Annotated in this window: 15 protein-coding genes; 10 read left to right on the forward strand and 5 right to left on the reverse strand. The window is 45.4% G+C overall.

Translation table 11 applies throughout. The features are described 5' to 3' along the window. The first annotated feature begins 3 nt into the window (after positions 1–3). Complete coding sequence (gene trpA, locus BMY63_RS03210) at positions 4–783, forward strand: tryptophan synthase subunit alpha (RefSeq protein ID WP_091899717.1); 780 nt, start codon at positions 4–6, stop codon at positions 781–783. A gap of 3084 nt (positions 784–3867) precedes the next feature. Here the strand turns inward: trpA and BMY63_RS03215 are convergent. Then, entirely contained in the window at positions 3868–4791 is a 924-nt protein-coding gene (locus BMY63_RS03215) for an SGNH/GDSL hydrolase family protein (RefSeq protein ID WP_091899718.1), read from the reverse strand. A 225-nt stretch (positions 4792–5016) separates the two neighbouring features. Here BMY63_RS03215 and BMY63_RS03220 point away from each other — a divergent pair, with 225 nt between their 5' ends. The 3 genes from BMY63_RS03220 to BMY63_RS03230 are packed head-to-tail and all read left to right on the forward strand — an operon-like array spanning position 5017 to position 7851. Continuing rightward, positions 5017–5760, forward strand: coding sequence for an alpha-1,2-fucosyltransferase (locus BMY63_RS03220; protein WP_176771022.1), 744 nt, complete (start codon positions 5017–5019; stop codon positions 5758–5760). Between the two features lie 5 nt (positions 5761–5765). Beyond that, a complete protein-coding gene (locus BMY63_RS03225; RefSeq protein ID WP_091899720.1) occupies positions 5766–6947 on the forward strand; it encodes a glycosyltransferase family 4 protein in 1182 nt (393 codons plus the stop codon). 16 nt (positions 6948–6963) lie between these two features. Next, positions 6964–7851: a UbiA prenyltransferase family protein gene (locus BMY63_RS03230; RefSeq protein ID WP_255397426.1), complete on the forward strand. Its 888-nt coding sequence runs from the start codon at positions 6964–6966 to the stop codon at positions 7849–7851. On the opposite strand, the gene BMY63_RS03235 is transcribed toward BMY63_RS03230, so the two are convergent. Then, positions 7838–8863 carry an acyltransferase family protein gene (locus BMY63_RS03235; RefSeq protein ID WP_091899721.1) on the reverse strand — a complete coding sequence of 342 codons (1026 nt, stop codon included), beginning with the start codon at positions 8861–8863 and terminating at the stop codon, positions 7838–7840. The two genes, BMY63_RS03230 and BMY63_RS03235, sit on opposite strands and share 14 nt — an antisense overlap. Before the next feature lie 108 nt (positions 8864–8971). Here BMY63_RS03235 and BMY63_RS03240 point away from each other — a divergent pair, with 108 nt between their 5' ends. The 4 genes from BMY63_RS03240 to BMY63_RS03255 are packed head-to-tail and all read left to right on the forward strand — an operon-like array spanning position 8972 to position 12602. Continuing rightward, complete coding sequence (locus BMY63_RS03240; RefSeq protein ID WP_091899722.1) at positions 8972–9211, forward strand: acyl carrier protein; 240 nt, start codon at positions 8972–8974, stop codon at positions 9209–9211. A 1-nt stretch (position 9212) separates the two neighbouring features. After that, positions 9213–10670, forward strand: coding sequence for an MBOAT family O-acyltransferase (locus tag BMY63_RS03245; protein ID WP_091914653.1), 1458 nt, complete (start codon positions 9213–9215; stop codon positions 10668–10670). A gap of 1 nt (position 10671) precedes the next feature. Beyond that, positions 10672–11583, forward strand: coding sequence for a hypothetical protein (locus tag BMY63_RS03250; protein WP_091899724.1), 912 nt, complete (start codon positions 10672–10674; stop codon positions 11581–11583). Continuing rightward, positions 11580–12602 carry an acyltransferase family protein gene (locus BMY63_RS03255; protein WP_091914664.1) on the forward strand — a complete coding sequence of 341 codons (1023 nt, stop codon included), beginning with the start codon at positions 11580–11582 and terminating at the stop codon, positions 12600–12602. Before BMY63_RS03250 ends, BMY63_RS03255 begins: the two co-directional genes overlap by 4 nt. Here BMY63_RS03255 and BMY63_RS03260 read toward each other — a convergent pair. Beyond that, positions 12594–13310 carry an IspD/TarI family cytidylyltransferase gene (locus BMY63_RS03260; RefSeq protein WP_091899726.1) on the reverse strand — a complete coding sequence of 239 codons (717 nt, stop codon included), beginning with the start codon at positions 13308–13310 and terminating at the stop codon, positions 12594–12596. The genes BMY63_RS03255 and BMY63_RS03260 overlap by 9 nt on opposite strands. A gap of 152 nt (positions 13311–13462) precedes the next feature. Between BMY63_RS03260 and BMY63_RS03265 the strand changes: the two genes are divergently transcribed. Both BMY63_RS03265 and BMY63_RS03270 read left to right on the forward strand, forming a co-directional pair. Beyond that, a complete protein-coding gene (locus tag BMY63_RS03265; protein WP_143065705.1) occupies positions 13463–14203 on the forward strand; it encodes a polysaccharide deacetylase family protein in 741 nt (246 codons plus the stop codon). Between the two features lie 27 nt (positions 14204–14230). Continuing rightward, complete coding sequence (locus BMY63_RS03270; protein ID WP_091899728.1) at positions 14231–15532, forward strand: sialate O-acetylesterase; 1302 nt, start codon at positions 14231–14233, stop codon at positions 15530–15532. A 4-nt stretch (positions 15533–15536) separates the two neighbouring features. Here BMY63_RS03270 and BMY63_RS03275 read toward each other — a convergent pair whose 3' ends face one another. Further along, positions 15537–16688, reverse strand: coding sequence for a glycosyltransferase family 4 protein (locus BMY63_RS03275; RefSeq protein ID WP_091914666.1), 1152 nt, complete (start codon positions 16686–16688; stop codon positions 15537–15539). Continuing rightward, positions 16685–17749, reverse strand: coding sequence for a glycosyltransferase family 2 protein (locus BMY63_RS03280; RefSeq protein ID WP_091914668.1), 1065 nt, complete (start codon positions 17747–17749; stop codon positions 16685–16687). Before BMY63_RS03280 ends, BMY63_RS03275 begins: the two co-directional genes overlap by 4 nt. Between the last annotated feature and the right edge of the window lie 6 nt (positions 17750–17755).

The following is a 17755-nucleotide window of genomic DNA, read 5'->3' on the forward strand; positions in this document are numbered from 1 at the left end:
AATATGACAAACAAGATCAATCAACTTTTCGCAAACAGCAAGAATCGCAAGCTTCTCTCGCTCTATTTCTGCGCCGGATGTCCCACACTCGAGGGTACTGGCGAGGTGATTAAGACCATGCAGCGCCGTGGTATCGCAATGATTGAGGTGGGTATTCCATTCAGTGACCCTCTTGCCGACGGTCCCGTCATCCAAGGAGCCGCTACTCAGGCCCTGAAGAACGGAATGAACCTCAAGACACTCTTCGCCCAACTGAAGGCCATCAAAGACGAGGTGGAGATACCTCTGGTGCTGATGGGCTACCTCAACCCCATCCTTCGATACGGTTTCGAGGCCTTCTGCCAAAGCTGCGTCGAAAGTGGTGTCAGTGGCATGATCATCCCAGACCTGCCCTTCAAAGACTATCAAGATATTGTGAAGCCCATCGCCGATAAGTACGACCTGCGCGTCATCATGCTCATCACTCCTGAGACCACCGAGGATCGTATCCGTTTCATCGACAACCACACCGACGGTTTCATCTATATGGTCTCATCAGCTGCCATCACGGGTGCTCAGAAGAGCTTCGACGATGCCAAGCAAGACTACTTCCGTCGTATTAATGCAATGGATCTGCGCAACCCCCGTATGATTGGCTTCGGAATCTCCAACAAGCAGACCCTCGAGGCTGCCCAACAGAATGCGAATGGTGCCATCATCGGTTCGAAGTTTGTCACTCTGCTGAATGAGAGCAGCAATGCCGATGAGGCCCTCGATCGTCTATTCGAAGCCCTCGAGAAATAGTTGTAGGCAGTAAAAAACTGCCTACAACTATTTCATATCTTCAGTTGGAGTATCCTTTCTATAATCTACAACCATGCTACGACACTGTAGCACCGTTAGAAATATTTTTGTCGGAGTTGAATTCTGGACAGAATGGAGTCCATCGGGAATCAGAAAGCCATCAGCAACCTTTGAATATATGTTGTTATGCATTTATTCTCAAAAAAGACCCATATGTTTTGGCTATTAGAAATTATTTATATACCTTTGCATCAGTCCTTTAAAAGACCTAAAATCTGATCATTCATTATGCTAATTAATAAACCTACATCATTAAAATGAAAGAGATAAAGAAAAAGTACGAAAGACCTTGCATGAAGGTTTATGAGACAGAGAACTACCCGCAGCTATTAGCTGGTAGCGGTACGGCCGATCCTTTTGATCCAGAAGATATCTAAACAACGCCAACCACAAACGACATGAGGAAATACGCACAAATCATTTTCACAATTGCGATCTCCATGCTAGCAACAGCATGCGCAAACGAAGATAGACTCTCTAAAGAGTCTCTAATCTGTAAGAGTATCATAGCAACTATCGACAATGGGAGTACCACTCGTGCCGCTGTCGACGATGTTAATATCGTGTGGACCAGTGAGGATGCTATTAAAGTGTTCAACAGCGACGGCTCTAAGGACGAGACATGGAACATTAAAGCGAAAGACAGTGGCAAGCAGAGCGCCAGCTTCACCTATGCAGGGGCACCAGTGATTGAAAACGGCACAGAGGCATATGCCGTCTTCCCAGCCTCTAATGTCGATGCTTTGTCATCGAAGAAGTTGACCATGACGCTACCCAATGAAATCGCCTACAGTTCGCAGACGGTTGACGAAAAAGAACTGATGAAGACAGTCATTCCAATGTGGGCATCGTGGAATACTTCCCTAGCGTTCCACCATCTGGCAGCTATGATCAGGATTAAATTCAAGAACCTCCCTGTGGGGACATCGGACATTATTTTATCGTCATCCACACAGTTCCTCTCAGGTACGTTTACCTCGGGCAGTCTGTCGGAAACATCCCTGCCCAAGCTATCTTATGTCTCCGGAGGTGCTAAGCAAGTGAAGGTGACCTTTCCAGAGACGACCAGTCAGGAGAACCGTATAGTGTTCATACCAATCCCTGCCAACACCTATGATCTGAAGCTACAGGCAAAGGTTCATGGTGAGATCAGAGACATCAAGTCGTGGACAAGCCGTGAGTTCGCACGTGGCAAACTCTATCGCGCAGAAGTGAATTACGTGGATATAACAGCAGGATCTCCTTCTGAGATCAGCGATAAAATCAGTACCATAGGAAATGGTGAGAAGATTGAGGTAAATATCACCAGCGCCTCCGAAAGTGGTATAGAATCTGGAAATGGAGACAACACCATCGCCATACCAAACATCGGCGGGAACGCATCTATCGGACTGAACTTCGCTCAACCGATTGTCGGCACATCCGTTACCAGTCCATTGGTTATCACGGACAACTCTTCCAGCGACTCTAGCGAGGCACAGAATAGTCTGACCATTACACAGCCCGATGCTTCTGACGTCAGTCTGGATATCAGTCTGCCTAAGACAACTGTGGCTCTGGAATCATCGGGCTCGACCACGGTATACAAGTCAATCACTGCCACCACCGCCACCAATACACTAATCATTGGCCATGGTGTAAGAGTGGAGAACCTAAGCATTAACGGTGGTAACATCATCATTGATGGTGGCAAGGTGGACAATATCATCAACAACTCCACAATGGGTACAACAATCACCGCCACCAACAAGGACAACCTTATCGATGTCATCACAACCGCCCACGACATCACCCTTGGCAGCAAAGATTCCAAAGCGGAAGTTGTCACCGTCGGTACAATGATCATTACAGGTGGAACGACCACCATGACGAAATGTAAAGTAACAGGCTCAGTGACACATAGCTCCCCATCGATGCTAAAGATGACCTATAGCGGCAGTAACAGTATCAAAAAACTTCATCTCTCCTCTGGCTCTGCCGGTGCTGAGATCTACGGTATGGTCGACGATCTCGTTGTTAACACAGATAATGCTATCATCGATTGCAAATATGGCAGTTCAGGTTGTGGCATCAAGTCCTTAACCACCAACGAGCCATTAAAGGAGATTATCTGGAGTACCCTAAACCAAGGCATCCTCTCAGATGTAAGCTACAAGACAAAGACACTGACTATCAAAACCAGCAGTTCGAATGCCCAGGTGTTCAATCTGGTCCCAGGAGGAAACATTGACAATATTAAGTTGGAAAAAGACATCAATGTGTTCCTGACAGCCGATGAAGGTCTTCGGTGGGGAGAGATAAATACCATAGGAGGTACATATGACTGTATCTACCAAATTTCACCAACCTCTGACCCTGAAGAAGGCCGTGTTTCTTTATCTCTCGACGGAGAGACTGGAACATACTATACCTTCCCTAACATCAAGGCGGCATATAACTATGCCTACTACATTAAAAAGAATACTGTCATAAACATCAAACTGAACAACGACATCGACAGTAAGGACTATCTCTCCTTTGGCTCTGGCTATGATGTGACTATCAACCTAAACGGTTATCATCTGAAGTTTACTGGACGTTACAACTTCGGCACCAATTCTGCTGACAAGTCCAAGCTCTATAGTAACATCTATCTCTTCAATGGTGGTAGACTGACATTCACAGGCAATGGTAAGGTGACCTCCGATGTGACGACAGATGCGATGTGCTATATGAAGACATCCAGTGCCACGAACACCAGTCTGACATTCAACGGGAATGCAGAATATGTCGCGCCAACGCGTATGGTCTGGACAGAGCGCGGTAAGAAATCCAGCGGTTCCCTCTACGACGGCATTCCCACATGCGTTGTCAACGGAGGTAGGTTCAGTCAGTTGGAAAAGGGTGAGCTCTTCTACGTATATACTGGCAATCTGACCATCAATGGTGGCGAGTTCAATGCCGACGGCAGCAAGTTCACCCTCAACTGCTTTGATGCCAACCGCACCAATAAAGATACGAACCAGAATACTGGTGCTGCGAAGATTACCGTACTGGGGGGCCGGTTCTACAAGTTCGATCCTGCCAACAATGCTGCAGAGGGTGCTGGCACCAACTACGTGCTGACAGGCTACAAGTCTGTTCCCGATGGTGACTGGTACATAGTAACCTCAGAATAGATTCTTTTATTGCATTGGCGATAGAGAGATCGAGCAATTCGTAACCACGGAGGTTCAGATGAATCAGATCGTCCATGAATAGCGATTGATTGATGCCCAGACCATTTCTATTCCATCGTGACACAGGAATATAAACGATCTGATCCATCAGAGCCTCATCGTTAAGCATCTGGAATAGGGCTTCGCGATATGCCGTGACACTGTACATACGACAGTCCGTCATCACGGATTTCAGGAAGTCGCCCACCCTATCCTTCATAGGTTTTCCCCCATAGATATGCCAGATATCGACATCTGGCATTTCCAAGACGACAGGACGGATTTGATGATCCAATAAAAAAGTGAGTATCAGACGATAATAATGGCAGTACTGACGAGGCCCAAGATTGGCAGCTGCATCATTTATGCCGGCAGAGATAATGCAGAAGTCGGGATGCTCAACCAACAACGGACGGGTGCCATAGCCATCATCCTGAAACATCAGATGATAGATGCCACGACTCTTCTCACCTCCCTTGCCTGATGAGCGGAACAGGACAGGTCTGCCAACCTCACGAGACAAAAGAGCCTGAAAAACAGTGTCGCCCATCATCGTCTGATGCAGTCCAGCCCAGCTATCCCCTATCATGACTACCCTCAACGTATCGTCGTGGTGACGGATCATCTCATAGGCAGGACGAGCTTCGTCAAGAGCCCAAAGATGTCGCCATCGTAGATATAGAAGGCCAAAGATGAGTACCAAAGCCACGACAGCACAGATCACAACGGCGAAGATCCTACATGTCTTCATGTCATCTGATGTTTGACTGCAAAAATAGTGATTTATTTCTATATATCCCAAATAAACACTACTTTTTCTTGTATAATCCAACAGATTATCCTATATTTGCACTGCAGAAAATGTAAAGAATGTACAACGGTCATGAGAATTATCTGTGATGCTCCAGGACAGACGTGCAATAGGCTTTGGACATATGTAACCTCCATTGCACGATGCATTGCCGAGAGGAAAAGAATGGTTATTCTTTTCTTCGACTGGACAATCGAGGACTTTCCCAACCTGCTTCACTGCCCATTCATCTACTTCCCCTTATACCATAAGTGGTATCTCGAGAGAGGCAATGGCTGGAATAATTACAAGGGACTGACCTGGAAGGTAACGCACAACGAGCGATGGGACCGGATATTCAAATTCTTCGGATGCACCAAGGGATGGAGTACACGAACTGACACCCATTATCTAGAACAGACAAAACATGAACTTCAGCACATTTTCCGTCCTCACGACGATATCACCAGCAAGGCGGAATGGCTGATGAGTGAGATGAGGCAATCCGCCGATATGGTCGTTGGCGTACATATCCGTCGTGGAGACTATGCGACATGGAACCAGGGAAGATTTTTCTACGAATTGGAGGATTATCACCAGTTCATGCTACGACTTCAAAAGTTATACAAAAATAAAAAGGTCGCCTTCTTCATTAGCAGCAATGAAGATTTCGCGATGGATATGTTCCCGGACTGCTATTGTCGTCGCTTCGGTAAAGAGCCGTCTGGCGCCATCCTTGATCTATATACGCTCTCGATATGCGACCGTATCATCGGTCCCTTCAGCAGCTACTCCCGTTGGGCTTCATTTATCGGTGAAGTACCTCTTTGTTTTCTGGAGACCAGAGAACAGCAGTTCACGGAGGACAGTTTTTCGAAAATTATCGACTTCTTCCATTTTGAAAACGGCAAAGAGATCTTAGACTGGTAGATCATATGAAAATCGCGATCCTGACATCTGGCATCCTACCCGTTCCTGCCGTACAAGGAGGAGCTGTAGAGAACTTGATAGACTTCTATCTGGCATATAACAATCAGCATAGGCTTCACGATATCACCATCTACAGTGTGTGGCATCCTGATGTAAAGAAGCATCCCGCCCAGAAATCAGAAGTGAACCACTATGTGTATATCAAGGTTCGTTCCCTCTTTGCAAGGATCAGAAAGAAAATCTACCAGAAAACGCATGGTAAGGAATACTACCACTACGCCATCGAATATTTCCTTGATCAGGCCCTGCGACATCTCAAGAAGCGACACTACGACCTCATCGTTCTAGAGAACCGACCTGGTTATGCGCTTAAACTAAAGGATGAGACGACAGCAAGGCTAGTCTACCACCTACACAACGAGAAATTAAGCTATAACTCTCCTAAAGCCAAAGAGATCTACGATGCGGCATCTGTGATTGTATCTGTGTCTGACCATATCACAAGGTGTGTCCAGGCCATCCTTCCAGGAGACAACAAGTGTGTCACCGTGCATAACGGCATCGACCTGAAGGCTTTCTCTCCAATCACGAAAAGAGAAATCAGCAGGAAAGATGTTCGACTCTCCGATGACGATTTCGTCATTGTGTTCAGTGGACGGATCAACAAAGAGAAGGGAATCAGTGAATTAGTTGATGCCATGCTCAGACTGAAGGAGTATGCGCATATCAGACTGCTTGTCCTAGGCAGCACGTTCTATGGCAATACGGGCATCAACGATTCATATATCAACCTGTTGCAGAAGAAGACGAAGGATATTGAGAATCAGATTATCTTTACGGGTTTCATACCCTACTCGCAGGTGCCGGATTACATCCGACTGGCTGACGCGGCAGTCATCCCCTCTGTCTGGGACGACCCTTTCCCAACTACCGTTCTGGAGGCACAGGCGATGGGACTGCCTATCATCGCTACACGACGCGGCGGCATCCCAGAGGAAGTAACAGAACATAATGCCATACTGCTCGACACAGACGATCAGTTCGTCGATCACCTAACTTCAGCCATTCTCGATCTCTATGACCATCCTGAGAAACGGGCGGCAATGGCGCAGGCTTCCATTGAGCATGCCAGGCTCTTCGACAAGGACACCTTCGCCCAACAATTCTTCACTGCAATAGAAAAATGACAAATGACCACCTGACATGAAAAAAATCAAATCCTATATTCAACTGCTTCGGCCTCTGCAGTGGCTCAAAAACGGGTTCGTGTTCGCACCTATTTTCTTTAGTAGTAACCTGCTGAAAGAAGCATTCTTCTGGCCCACGTTCATCGTGTTCGTTTCGTTCTGCCTTATTTCCAGTTCCATCTACTGCTTCAACGACCTGCAGGATGTAAAGGCCGACCGTCAGCATCCTAAGAAATGTAAGCGTCCGATAGCCTCGGGAGCTGTATCGACAAGCGGCGGATATACGATGATGATTCTCTGCACTATCAGCGCCTTTGCTCTGCTGACACTCATACAGAGTCAGAATGCCCCATTTCTCTATGGTATCATCATCGCCTACTGGCTCATGAACATCGCCTACTGTGTTCGTCTGAAACAGTATGCCATCGTCGATGTATCAATCATCGCCATCGGTTTCGTGATGCGCGTACTCATCGGAGGACTGGCAACTGACATCTGGGTGTCGCACTGGCTTGTGATGATGACTTTCCTCGTCACACTGTTCCTCGCTTTTACCAAACGTAACGACGATTATCGTATCTTCGAGCAGACGGGCACAAAGCCGAGGGTTAGCATTACAGGCTACAACAAGACATTCATCAACGAGGCAACAGCAATCATCGCCGCAATTACGATGGTGTGCTACATCATGTATACCATGTCGGAAGAAGTAATCGCACGAATGGGAACTCGCTATGTCTATCTGACAAGCGGATGGGTGCTGGCAGGACTGCTACGCTACCTGCAGAACATGATTGTCTATGGATTAAGCGGTAGTCCGACGAAGGCTCTGGTGAAAGATCATTTCATTCAATTCTGCATCATCGGTTGGATTGCGTCGTTCTTCATCATCATTTACCTATAGGCTGTTCTTTCGCATACTTCACTCCGAAGAGATAGTGCCCCAGAAAAGGACTGAGGCGAATGATGCGGCTAGCCAGTAGACTGAGTGCCAAAATTACAAGTGAGATGACCATGATCGCCACGAACTCGACAAGTCGGCTATCAAAGGCTTGCAGTCGATCTGCATATGGCATTAGGAATCGAGGCAGGAAGAAATAATGAAGCAGATAGATGTCAAGCGTCCGTTGTCCCACATACTGCAATGGCCTGGATAGACGTATACGCTCAAGCCATGAACAGGTAAGACGGAAACAGGTGAACACTAGCCACATGCCCGAGATACCTCCGACATAGAATCGGAGCATTTCGTACCACATATCTGACAGATGTGGCGAAGAGGCAACGACACAGAATACAACCGCAATAGTCAGAAAGACAACGGGCTTGTTTGTCCAGCAGATAAAAGCATCGAAATGTCGCCTCATCCATGCACCGATGGCGAAAAAGAAGAAGAAGCGCCACAAGACAACACTCAAGAAACCAAGAACACTGACCATAGAGGCTTGGATGCCAACGGCCGATGACTGTATACTGCTATAATAACGAGCATAGCAGTATGCTCCCACACTGATTGCCAAAGGCATTAGGAGACTGCACCTTCTGCCCAATCGAATTGAAAGCATATACAGAATGAAAAACTCGAAGAGCACAAACGTGAACCAATAACCACCCTTCAATGCACCCAATTGATGGAAGAACAAGGGCGGAGGGGCCAAGAGCATGAGGAAGATAAACGTAGGAACAATCTGAACCATGAACTTATGGCGGACATTCGTCATGAAAGGATAACGGGCAACAGGTTCAAACAGCCAACCACTTAGCATAAAGAAACACGGCAAACGGAAGAGGATGAATACCGTGTTATAGCCCATTCTAGAATCGCCCAAGCAGAAATGGCAGACATGCGCAAACACGACGAGGATCATCGTGAACCCTCGCATTGCATCAATATACCTTATCCGTTGCGTTGCCATTCTGACTGCAAAGATACAAATAAGACATCTAAGATTTGGTTAATTCACCAAAAAATATTATTTTTGCATGGCAAAAGATTTCCTTACTCATATTAACCCAACAAGCATATGGAAAGAGATGAAGTATTAAAACGTGTGGAAGAGATATTCCGTGAAGAGCTGGGACAGAGCGATATCGAACTATACGACGAGGCGACAGCTGAAGACGTAGAAGGCTGGGATTCGCTCAGTCATGTTCAGTTGGTTGCTGCCATTGAAAATGTATTCGGCATTGAGTTCAGCTCACGCGAAATCCTCTCATGGGAAAACGTTGGTGACTTGATAGACAGTATCATGAAGAGAATCTAAGATGGTAGTCAACTCTCTGTCTTTCTTGTGGTTTTTCTTGATTATTCTGGTCATCTACTATATATGCCAGACAAAGAGAAGTCTGCAGAATCTTTTTCTTTTGGGCTGCTCGTATTGGTTCTATTCACAGGTGGGCATCAAGATGGCAGGAGGACTAGCAGCTCTGACACTTGCATTCTGGTTTCTCGGCAAGGGCGTCAGTCATTATCTTGACAAGGAAGACGAGCGTAAGGCTGCCATACTGACCAACGCGGGAGTAGTCATCGGCATCGGTGCTCTGTTCTATTTCAAATACCTCAATTTCTTTGCAGAGTCCATTGTATCATTATCCTCAGCCGTAGGACTACACCTTAGTTGGACAACGCTACACCTGGTTGTCCCCATAGGTCTAAGTTTTTTCACCTTCAAGTTGATGAGCTACGTGCTGGACATATACAACGGTAAGATTCATCAGGAAAAAGACCTCATATGCTTCGCGAACTTCATCGCTTTCTTTCCGACAATCCTATCCGGCCCTATCGACCGTCCCAAGCCTTTCCTCAAGCAACTTAATCAGGTACGAGTCTTTAACCCGGACAACTTCACACTTGGCTTCAGACGAGTCCTATGGGGAATGTTTCTGAAAATGTGTATCGCCGACCGGCTGGACATTTATGTGAGCGCTATCTGGAACAACTACGAGCACCATTCTACGATATCCATCATCTTTGCATCATTACTATATCCGCTCCAAATGTATGCCGACTTCGGCGGATACAGTGAGATGGCTATTGGTGTCGCACTGATACTGGGATTCAAGGTGACAGAGAACTTCAAACGGCCATTTTTCGTCACAGACATAGCAGGGTTCTGGAGCAGATGGCACATGTCACTGACGAGTTGGTTGACAGACTATGTGTTCCTGCCTTTGAACATTAAATACAGAAAACTGGGTGTCAACGGCACCATCATCGCCATTATGCTTAACATGGCATTTATTGGCATGTGGCACGGTGCCGACTGGACCTTTCTCATCTTCGGTATCTACCAAGGACTCTGGTATATCCCTCTGATGAGAAACGGTGCATTTTTCAAAAAAAGGAAAATTGAGGTCAACTCACATGGCTGGCCCACTCAGCCATACGTGTTGAAGATGGCAGGACTATACCTGATCGTTGCCTTTGGTTTAATGTTCTTCCATTCGTCGACCCTCTCTGAGTTCTTCAACATTTGGAGTTGTATCTTCTCACACTGGTCGGGTGGTCTATTTATAGATATGACCACAATGTGCAATGCAGCCTTTTGCACAATCGCCCTGATATATACAGATATCCAAGAAGAATGGTTCCCCAAGACGACAATTCCCCTTCCGCGAGTGATGGACCAATGGAGGTATGAATTAACGATGGCTTTTGAGATCGTCTGTATCCTGCTCTTCGGTGTATTCGACAATAACCAGTTCATTTATTTCCAGTTCTAAAATGAAAAAGCTACTCATACATATCGTCATCATCGCCTGTCTGTTCTTTATTATGGATCGTGCGTTGGGAACTGCGTTGGGATATCTGTATCGGCAATCGAATGCGACAGACGAGTACAAGATTAGTTATTCGAACGAGAGCACCTACGACTCGTTGCTCTTCATCGGCAGTTCGAGATGTCTGCACCATTTCATACCTTCGGTTTTTGAGAAGGGACTCCAGATGTCATGTTACAATGCCGCCGACTGGGGCATTAAAAATATCTACTATCATTATGGATTGCTGGGGAATATCCTATCTCGCTATACCCCCAAGATCATCGTCTTCGAGATTCATCCCTGCGACTGGCTGAACACGCCCTACTCGGGAAAAGAGCGGGCTGGATCGTTGGCCCCATATTGTGGGATGAGTGAAACCTGTGACGAGATGCTGAAACTCTCTGGGAATTATTGGCCTTACCGTCTGTCTATGGTCTACAGATATACTGGAAGCCTGCCTAACCTAATTACTGGCAGTCATGGTTCCATGGACAGGAGTCTGAAAGGTTGGAAACCGTTGGACGGAACACTCGACACCACTGGTGTTAAAGCAGAAGAATACCCATACCCTATCAGTTCAGAGAAAGCACAACTGATGAAAAGGTTTATTCAAGACTGTAAGTCAAAGGATATCAAGCTGTTTATAACCGTTTCGCCCATGTATATATGTTCGCAGGAAGATATATATCGTTTCCCTAAGGAACTGGCGCAGGCAAACGGCATCCCCATCATAGACCACTTTAGGGATAGTGCATACGTGGGACACGCAGAACTATTCTATGATTTTGGTCATCTCAACAGACAAGGTGCGGAGAAATTCTCCAAACAACTATGCAATGAATTGAAGGAGCGACTAAGGGCTGACAACTTATGAGGGAGCGCATCAACTGGATTGATTGGGGAAAATGCATGGCTGTATGTACCGTCGTATTCTGTCATTTGCCCCAGTCGCAAGAGTGGTTTTACTATCGCTTTCTCCAGGCAACCATCATTACCGTATTTTTCTGGGCATCAGGCTACTTAAAGAAGGACAGGGAGAGTACGAAAGATCGTTGGCACAAATACTGGATAAGCCTTATTCTCCCCTACCTCCTGTATAATGCACTCGTCTACCCTTTCTGGCTGGTCAGATTCTATCTGCAAAATGGAGGGATGCCTGATCTGTTCCATGCTATGCGTCCCATCCTCGGCGCCCTGCTGTTCCAACACGAAAACTCTTTTACAGAACCCTTGAACGGTTCTCTTTGGTACCTGCCAGCTATCCTATTCATGCATCTTCTAATCGACTGGTGCAGGAAAGGACGGCATCTACATGCGATTATGATCACGCTATGTTTTCTCTCCGTTATTCTCTACGCCGCTAATAAGAGATACGAATTTTTACCGAACCTCACACCCATTGGCATCTTCAGTCGACTGCCCTATTACTATATCGGCTATGTCATGGAACAAAGAAAGATGTTCCGTCAGTGTCATTTCAAGAGGGATCTACTGATGTGTCTGGGTTGTTTTTCACTAAGTTTCCTTGTTTTCTTCTGGCACCTGCATGAAGGCAACTTTCTGTTGCATATCGTCCTATTCTACCCAGTGAACCTACTATTTCTGTTCGGGACCCTTTACGGCTGTTTGCTTCTGGATAGGTACAAAGCAAATATCGTCATCAATCTCTCCATCGGTACATTGGTCATCATTGGTCTCCATTACCCACTTGTCAGTCTGACCAATCTCATTCTCAAACATCTGCTCGGGCTTTCTGGAAACATCTGCTATCACTGGTATACAGCCCTTCCTGTCACCATCATTATCTTGGCAGTGCTCTATCCCATTATCGTGATTGCAAAGCGACACTTCCCTATATTATTGGGGAAAAAAGACGCAAAGGGATTATTTTAACCACTTGTCCTTCGACGTGTGCATCAAAGCCTTGAGAATCTCCAAATCCTCAATAGTCGTAACCTTAATGTTCTTCTCCGATCCTGGGACAATATGCATCTCCCGGCCACCTAATTCCGCACACAAAGTACATGAGGCAACAGAATCGGTGATACCCTTTTCCTTAGCCTCTTCATGTGCCGCAATAATATTCTTCAGACTGAAAGTCTGAGGGGTCTGAGTACGGATGAGTGTATCGCGAGGAATAGTGGTCATAGAAGAAAAGCCATCAGAACTCTCCAAAATCGCCTCCCGACATCTGATACCTGTCACGGCATAGCCATAGGCCTTGCAGGTAGCGATATTGCTGCTAATAATCTCCTGGGAGAGCAGGGGACGGACTGCATCATGAATCAACACAAGATCATTATCGTCATAACCTGCCTCCTTCAAACCATAGATACCATTATGGATGGACTCCATACCGGAATTTCCGCCAGGAAATATATGAGCTAGTTTCGTGATGTTAAACTGGTTTGCATAACTCTGCAACACCGTCTCCCACCCTCTCAGACATACCACAGCGATCTTTCCTATATCGGGGTGTTGTTGGAAACACAACAATGTATGGATAATGATTGGGGCACCATCGACATGCATAAACTGTTTGGGAATCTCCTGCCCCATCCGATTACCTGATCCGCCAGCAATTATAAGTCCTATATTCATAACCGTTTGACTTTTGTCGCGACAAAGATACGCATTTTTCTTTGTTTCTCCATAAGATACGGGGAAAAACATATAAAACCATTTGGAAGATTCAATATTAATCCCTATTTTTGCAGGAAAATGAATCGTAAAGACATACCACATATCAGAAAGTGAAACCCAAGCATTGGACAATCCTCACAACAGGAGGAATCATTCTCATAGCAGCATTTCTCTATCTGCGTGCTCCTATCATCATGGGTGATTGGACCAAGCAAACAGTATATCTTTCTGCCATCAATTATATACATTGTCAGATAGCGGACGCAAGTCCAAAGCTTCTACTCATTGATGACGATGCAGGAGATGGGATATATGAGATCAAAGACATCTGCGATGAACTTGGTATGAAAGCGACATACGCTATGATTCCAATGAAGACGAGTCGGGCCATCTGCGACACTTTAGTTGCTTGGCAGCGGGAAGGGTTTGGAATAGCCATTCACGGCTACAAACACCATCGATGGAAAGAATGGTCTGTAGACAGCATACTGGCCGATATAGGCCTCTGCGAGTCGTATATGAAACAGAGAGGTTTTGACATGAAGAAGATCAGGATTGTTGTCCCTCCATATGGTTGTAACACAAGAAATATCAGGGAAGCTATTCAGAGAAAAGGCTATCAGATGGTTACTGGGGCTCATATCATCAACCCTGATACAAGCGTCTTCCAGATAGGGCGCATCTTCATTACAAAAGACACGGATCCTTTGGAGGTAAAACGCCTCCTGCTTCGCGCCAAAGAAGGCAGAGCCTTTGCGGTCATAGGGACACACTCATCACATCCGGAGGAGTTCTCAAAGGAGAAGACCAAGACCATTCTGAAGATGGCACAAGATATGGGATTCCAATAACATACATGATTTAACAACATAACTCCGATGCACATTAACACAAGATACGTCCACAAGTTCCTCATAACTGCAAGCATAATCCTTATAGGATTCCTCGTCTATCAACATTTCAACAGGAAAGAGACAAACGACATACAGCGTGTTGTCCTATGTATTCCTGTATATGGGCAGAGCCTCGCTTTGGGAGAAGAGGCCGTCAGAATAACAGACTTTGACAGTCTAAGAATTAGAAACAACGGAAGAATCGTCACAGAGAACCTGGACCATGCGTTCGGCTATTATGACCACAGTAGTATATTAAAGCAAAACATCAAAAGGCTTCTCCACTATGACAAGAAAGCCTTTGAGTTATCTGTATATGGCATGGCAGAGACATTGGTCCGTCAGCTAGGGGTAGATACTCTTATCTGTATCTTCCCGGGAGGCCATGGAATGAACACCATATCGGATCTGATGAAGCCATCTGAACCTTACAACAAGTTCATTAGTGAAGTTGCACATGCCTACAAGAAAGCGAAGGAAAAGGGATGGGAGTTCTTTGTTCCTGCCATCTGTTGGATGCAGGGAGAGTCGGATATTGCCAACTACCCCGATTACGACTATAAGAAAGTGTTCAGACAGATGTACCATAACCTTAATACAGATATTAAGCATATCACCCAGCAGAAAGAAGATGTACGTATGATCTGTTACCAAACAAATGTTATCACCAAGGGAGAGCGATACATGCCCAATCACTATGAGGGTACAGAGGCGCGTACGCCAGAAGCACTCATGGAACTTGTCAGGGATGACACGCTCGTATGGGCAAGTGGACCAACCTACCCATATTCTTTCGTAAGGGATGTGCTACATATCGACGCCATAGGTCAGAAGCGACTCGGTAACCTTGCGGCCAGATCGGTCCTGGGTATTCTACGCAAGGAGAAAAGAAATACAGGTGTGGTTCCCACCGAAGCAATTATCAATGGTCATGACATCCGCATTCTTTTTCAGGTACCCCATCCCCCACTTTGCATAGACACAAATAACGTCACGAAAGTAGCCAACTATGGTTTCAATGTTATACGAAATGACAACACGGACATCATCTCTGAAGTCAGATTGGATCGCGACACAATCGTTATCAAATGCAAAGAGTCGCCTATTGGGTGTAAGATCCGATACGCTATCAATGGTGAACGTAACAAGAGTGGTTGGAAAATTGGACCAAGAGGAAATCTACGCGACTCGCAAGGCGATAACGACTCCATCAGCATCCAAGGGAAACGATACCCCCAACATCACTGGTGCTACCAGTTTGAGATAATGGGTAAACAAAAAAAGTGACAGACTATTTCACGACACTCTCATAAAAGACCTCCCACTTTTTCATGATGACAGACGGTTTATATACCGTTGCTGCCGCATAAGCTTTCTCACCCATCGCCTTACGCTCTTGATCATGGGTTATCATCCATTCTATCTTCTTCGCAAGATCCGCCACATGCCCCTTCTCAGCCAACAAACCAGTCACACCGTCCTCTATGATCTCCCTCGGACCAGATGGGCAGTCAAAAGAGACACAAGGAACACCACATGCCATCGCTTCTATCAATACCAGCGGGCGCCCCTCATACTCTGAGCTAAGAACCAGCATCTGACTCTTCTTATACTCCTCATATATGGTCTTCACGGGTTCATGTATGACCACACGTCCCTGGAGATGACTTTCTTGAATCTGCCTTTCCAAGGCCGCTTTCAGATCACCCTCACCGTATATATCCACATGCCACTTCGGATATTTGTCGGCTATCATTGAAAAAGCGCTAATGAGTCTGTCGATTCTCTTTTGTCCATTCAATCGTCCCACACAGATGATACGTCCCTCCTCTTTTGGCACATCGTCAACTACATCCGGATAATGTGTTACAGGATTAGGGATAACCGTTACATGGTCAGAATGTTTTCTCCAATGCTGGGCATCATTCTCTGTCAGTACCACCAGATGGGCACACTTTCGGAACTGATTCAAGAAATGTCGATAATAGAACCTTGTCAGTTTTACAATAATACCATTACCTGTATTACCAATCTTTTTAGTGATAAAATCATATGCATTATGGAATTCAGCGATAACAGGTATCGACTGTGCTGCATCCAAGACCACATTTATCAGAAACTGCCAATCAGACGCCAACACCACAACATCTGGCTGAAAATCTTTGAAGGTCTCCCTCAACGCGTTCCTCAACTGATGCTTCAGATGAAAGAAATGGTATAATCGTAAAGGAATCGGGAATCTTGATAAGGTAAAGAAACGGCAATCCAGATCCTTTAACAGGACTGAAGGGTTTAGCTGAAATGGCACAAGATGCGTTCCCTGCTCATACGACACCAACATGACCTGATGTCCATGATTAGACATGTAGTTCGCCTTGTCGATAATCACGCGTTCCGCGCCACCGACCAGTGCAAATGACCGATGTATAATCAACAACCTCATATCCAGCGAATTGCCTTACCGATTATATAAGATAGTCGTACACACATCCAGACAGGCAATGAACCCAGAATCTTGAAGAACAAATTGACAAGCCGATAACGCTTAAATTTGAGGATTTGCGCGTAAGTGGAAGGATGACGTAGGTTTTGGCAAATTTCTTTATCTGTTAGTTCCCCATCAAATCGCTTACGATGTCTTAGAGCTATACAGACAGCACGGAAATCTTGTTTAAGCATCCTTGCACAATGGACACAATAGAAAGGACGGTCAACATATTGAAAAGAGTGTTCTAGCATAATACTATTTGCTTCAAACCACTTTTTTATACTTTTTACAGGTATCCGTCCCCCTCTAGCGCTATCCATGATAGATCCTTCTCGTTTTAAATAATTATATGTAACATTTGGCATTAAGACAGCTACTTCCACTAATGGATAATAATCATAAAAGAAAAGGATATCCTCACATGTTATAGGGTAGAAATGAAGATTATTTTTCCTTATGAACTCTATGCTGAATAATATATTCCATGACGTAAAACTTACATGGCGTCTATGATCTTGACAGACAAAATCTGCGAAAGCATCTTTCCCTTTTAACACTCTATATGGTTGTTCGGGGAAAGAATGTTCAACTCGATGCGTCTTATCGTACACAGTCCTAGCAACCGTATGCACTACATCTGCATGATGTTTCTCTGCCTCAGGGACCATAATACTGATGGTCTCGGGTTCAATATAATCATCAGAATCAATAAAGTACAAATACTTACCACTTGCATGGTCAATCGCAGTATTACGAGCCTCCCCGAGTCCCTTATTCTCACTATGACGAATTATCCTTATGGCCGATCCTCTTGGATGTTCAATTTGCAAATGTTTTACAATATCCATAGAGTTATCAGACCCACAATCATCCACGGCCAATATCTCTATGTTATCATATGTTTGATCTAAAACAGAAAGCAAACTCCTTTCTATAAAGGAGCCCACATTGTATATCGGCATACCTATAGAAACTAGAGGCATGCTATTCTTTGAGTTGTCATATTGTTCTTCCATACAATT

Source organism: Prevotella aff. ruminicola Tc2-24 (assembly GCF_900110895.1).
Taxonomy (GTDB): Bacteria; Bacteroidota; Bacteroidia; order Bacteroidales; family Bacteroidaceae; genus Prevotella.

Coding starts and splice junctions, on each gene's coding strand:
- trpA (WP_091899717.1), top strand. CDS start 4: ATGACAAACAAGATCAATCAACTTTTCGCAAACAGCAAGAATCGCAAG.
- BMY63_RS03215 (WP_091899718.1), bottom strand. CDS start 4,791: ATGAAGACATGTAGGATCTTCGCCGTTGTGATCTGTGCTGTCGTGGCT.
- BMY63_RS03220 (WP_176771022.1), top strand. CDS start 5,017: ATGGTTATTCTTTTCTTCGACTGGACAATCGAGGACTTTCCCAACCTG.
- BMY63_RS03225 (WP_091899720.1), top strand. CDS start 5,766: ATGAAAATCGCGATCCTGACATCTGGCATCCTACCCGTTCCTGCCGTA.
- BMY63_RS03230 (WP_255397426.1), top strand. CDS start 6,964: ATGAAAAAAATCAAATCCTATATTCAACTGCTTCGGCCTCTGCAGTGG.
- BMY63_RS03235 (WP_091899721.1), bottom strand. CDS start 8,863: ATGGCAACGCAACGGATAAGGTATATTGATGCAATGCGAGGGTTCACG.
- BMY63_RS03240 (WP_091899722.1), top strand. CDS start 8,972: ATGGAAAGAGATGAAGTATTAAAACGTGTGGAAGAGATATTCCGTGAA.
- BMY63_RS03245 (WP_091914653.1), top strand. CDS start 9,213: ATGGTAGTCAACTCTCTGTCTTTCTTGTGGTTTTTCTTGATTATTCTG.
- BMY63_RS03250 (WP_091899724.1), top strand. CDS start 10,672: ATGAAAAAGCTACTCATACATATCGTCATCATCGCCTGTCTGTTCTTT.
- BMY63_RS03255 (WP_091914664.1), top strand. CDS start 11,580: ATGAGGGAGCGCATCAACTGGATTGATTGGGGAAAATGCATGGCTGTA.
- BMY63_RS03260 (WP_091899726.1), bottom strand. CDS start 13,310: ATGAATATAGGACTTATAATTGCTGGCGGATCAGGTAATCGGATGGGG.
- BMY63_RS03270 (WP_091899728.1), top strand. CDS start 14,231: ATGCACATTAACACAAGATACGTCCACAAGTTCCTCATAACTGCAAGC.
- BMY63_RS03275 (WP_091914666.1), bottom strand. CDS start 16,688: ATGAGGTTGTTGATTATACATCGGTCATTTGCACTGGTCGGTGGCGCG.
- BMY63_RS03280 (WP_091914668.1), bottom strand. CDS start 17,749: ATGGAAGAACAATATGACAACTCAAAGAATAGCATGCCTCTAGTTTCT.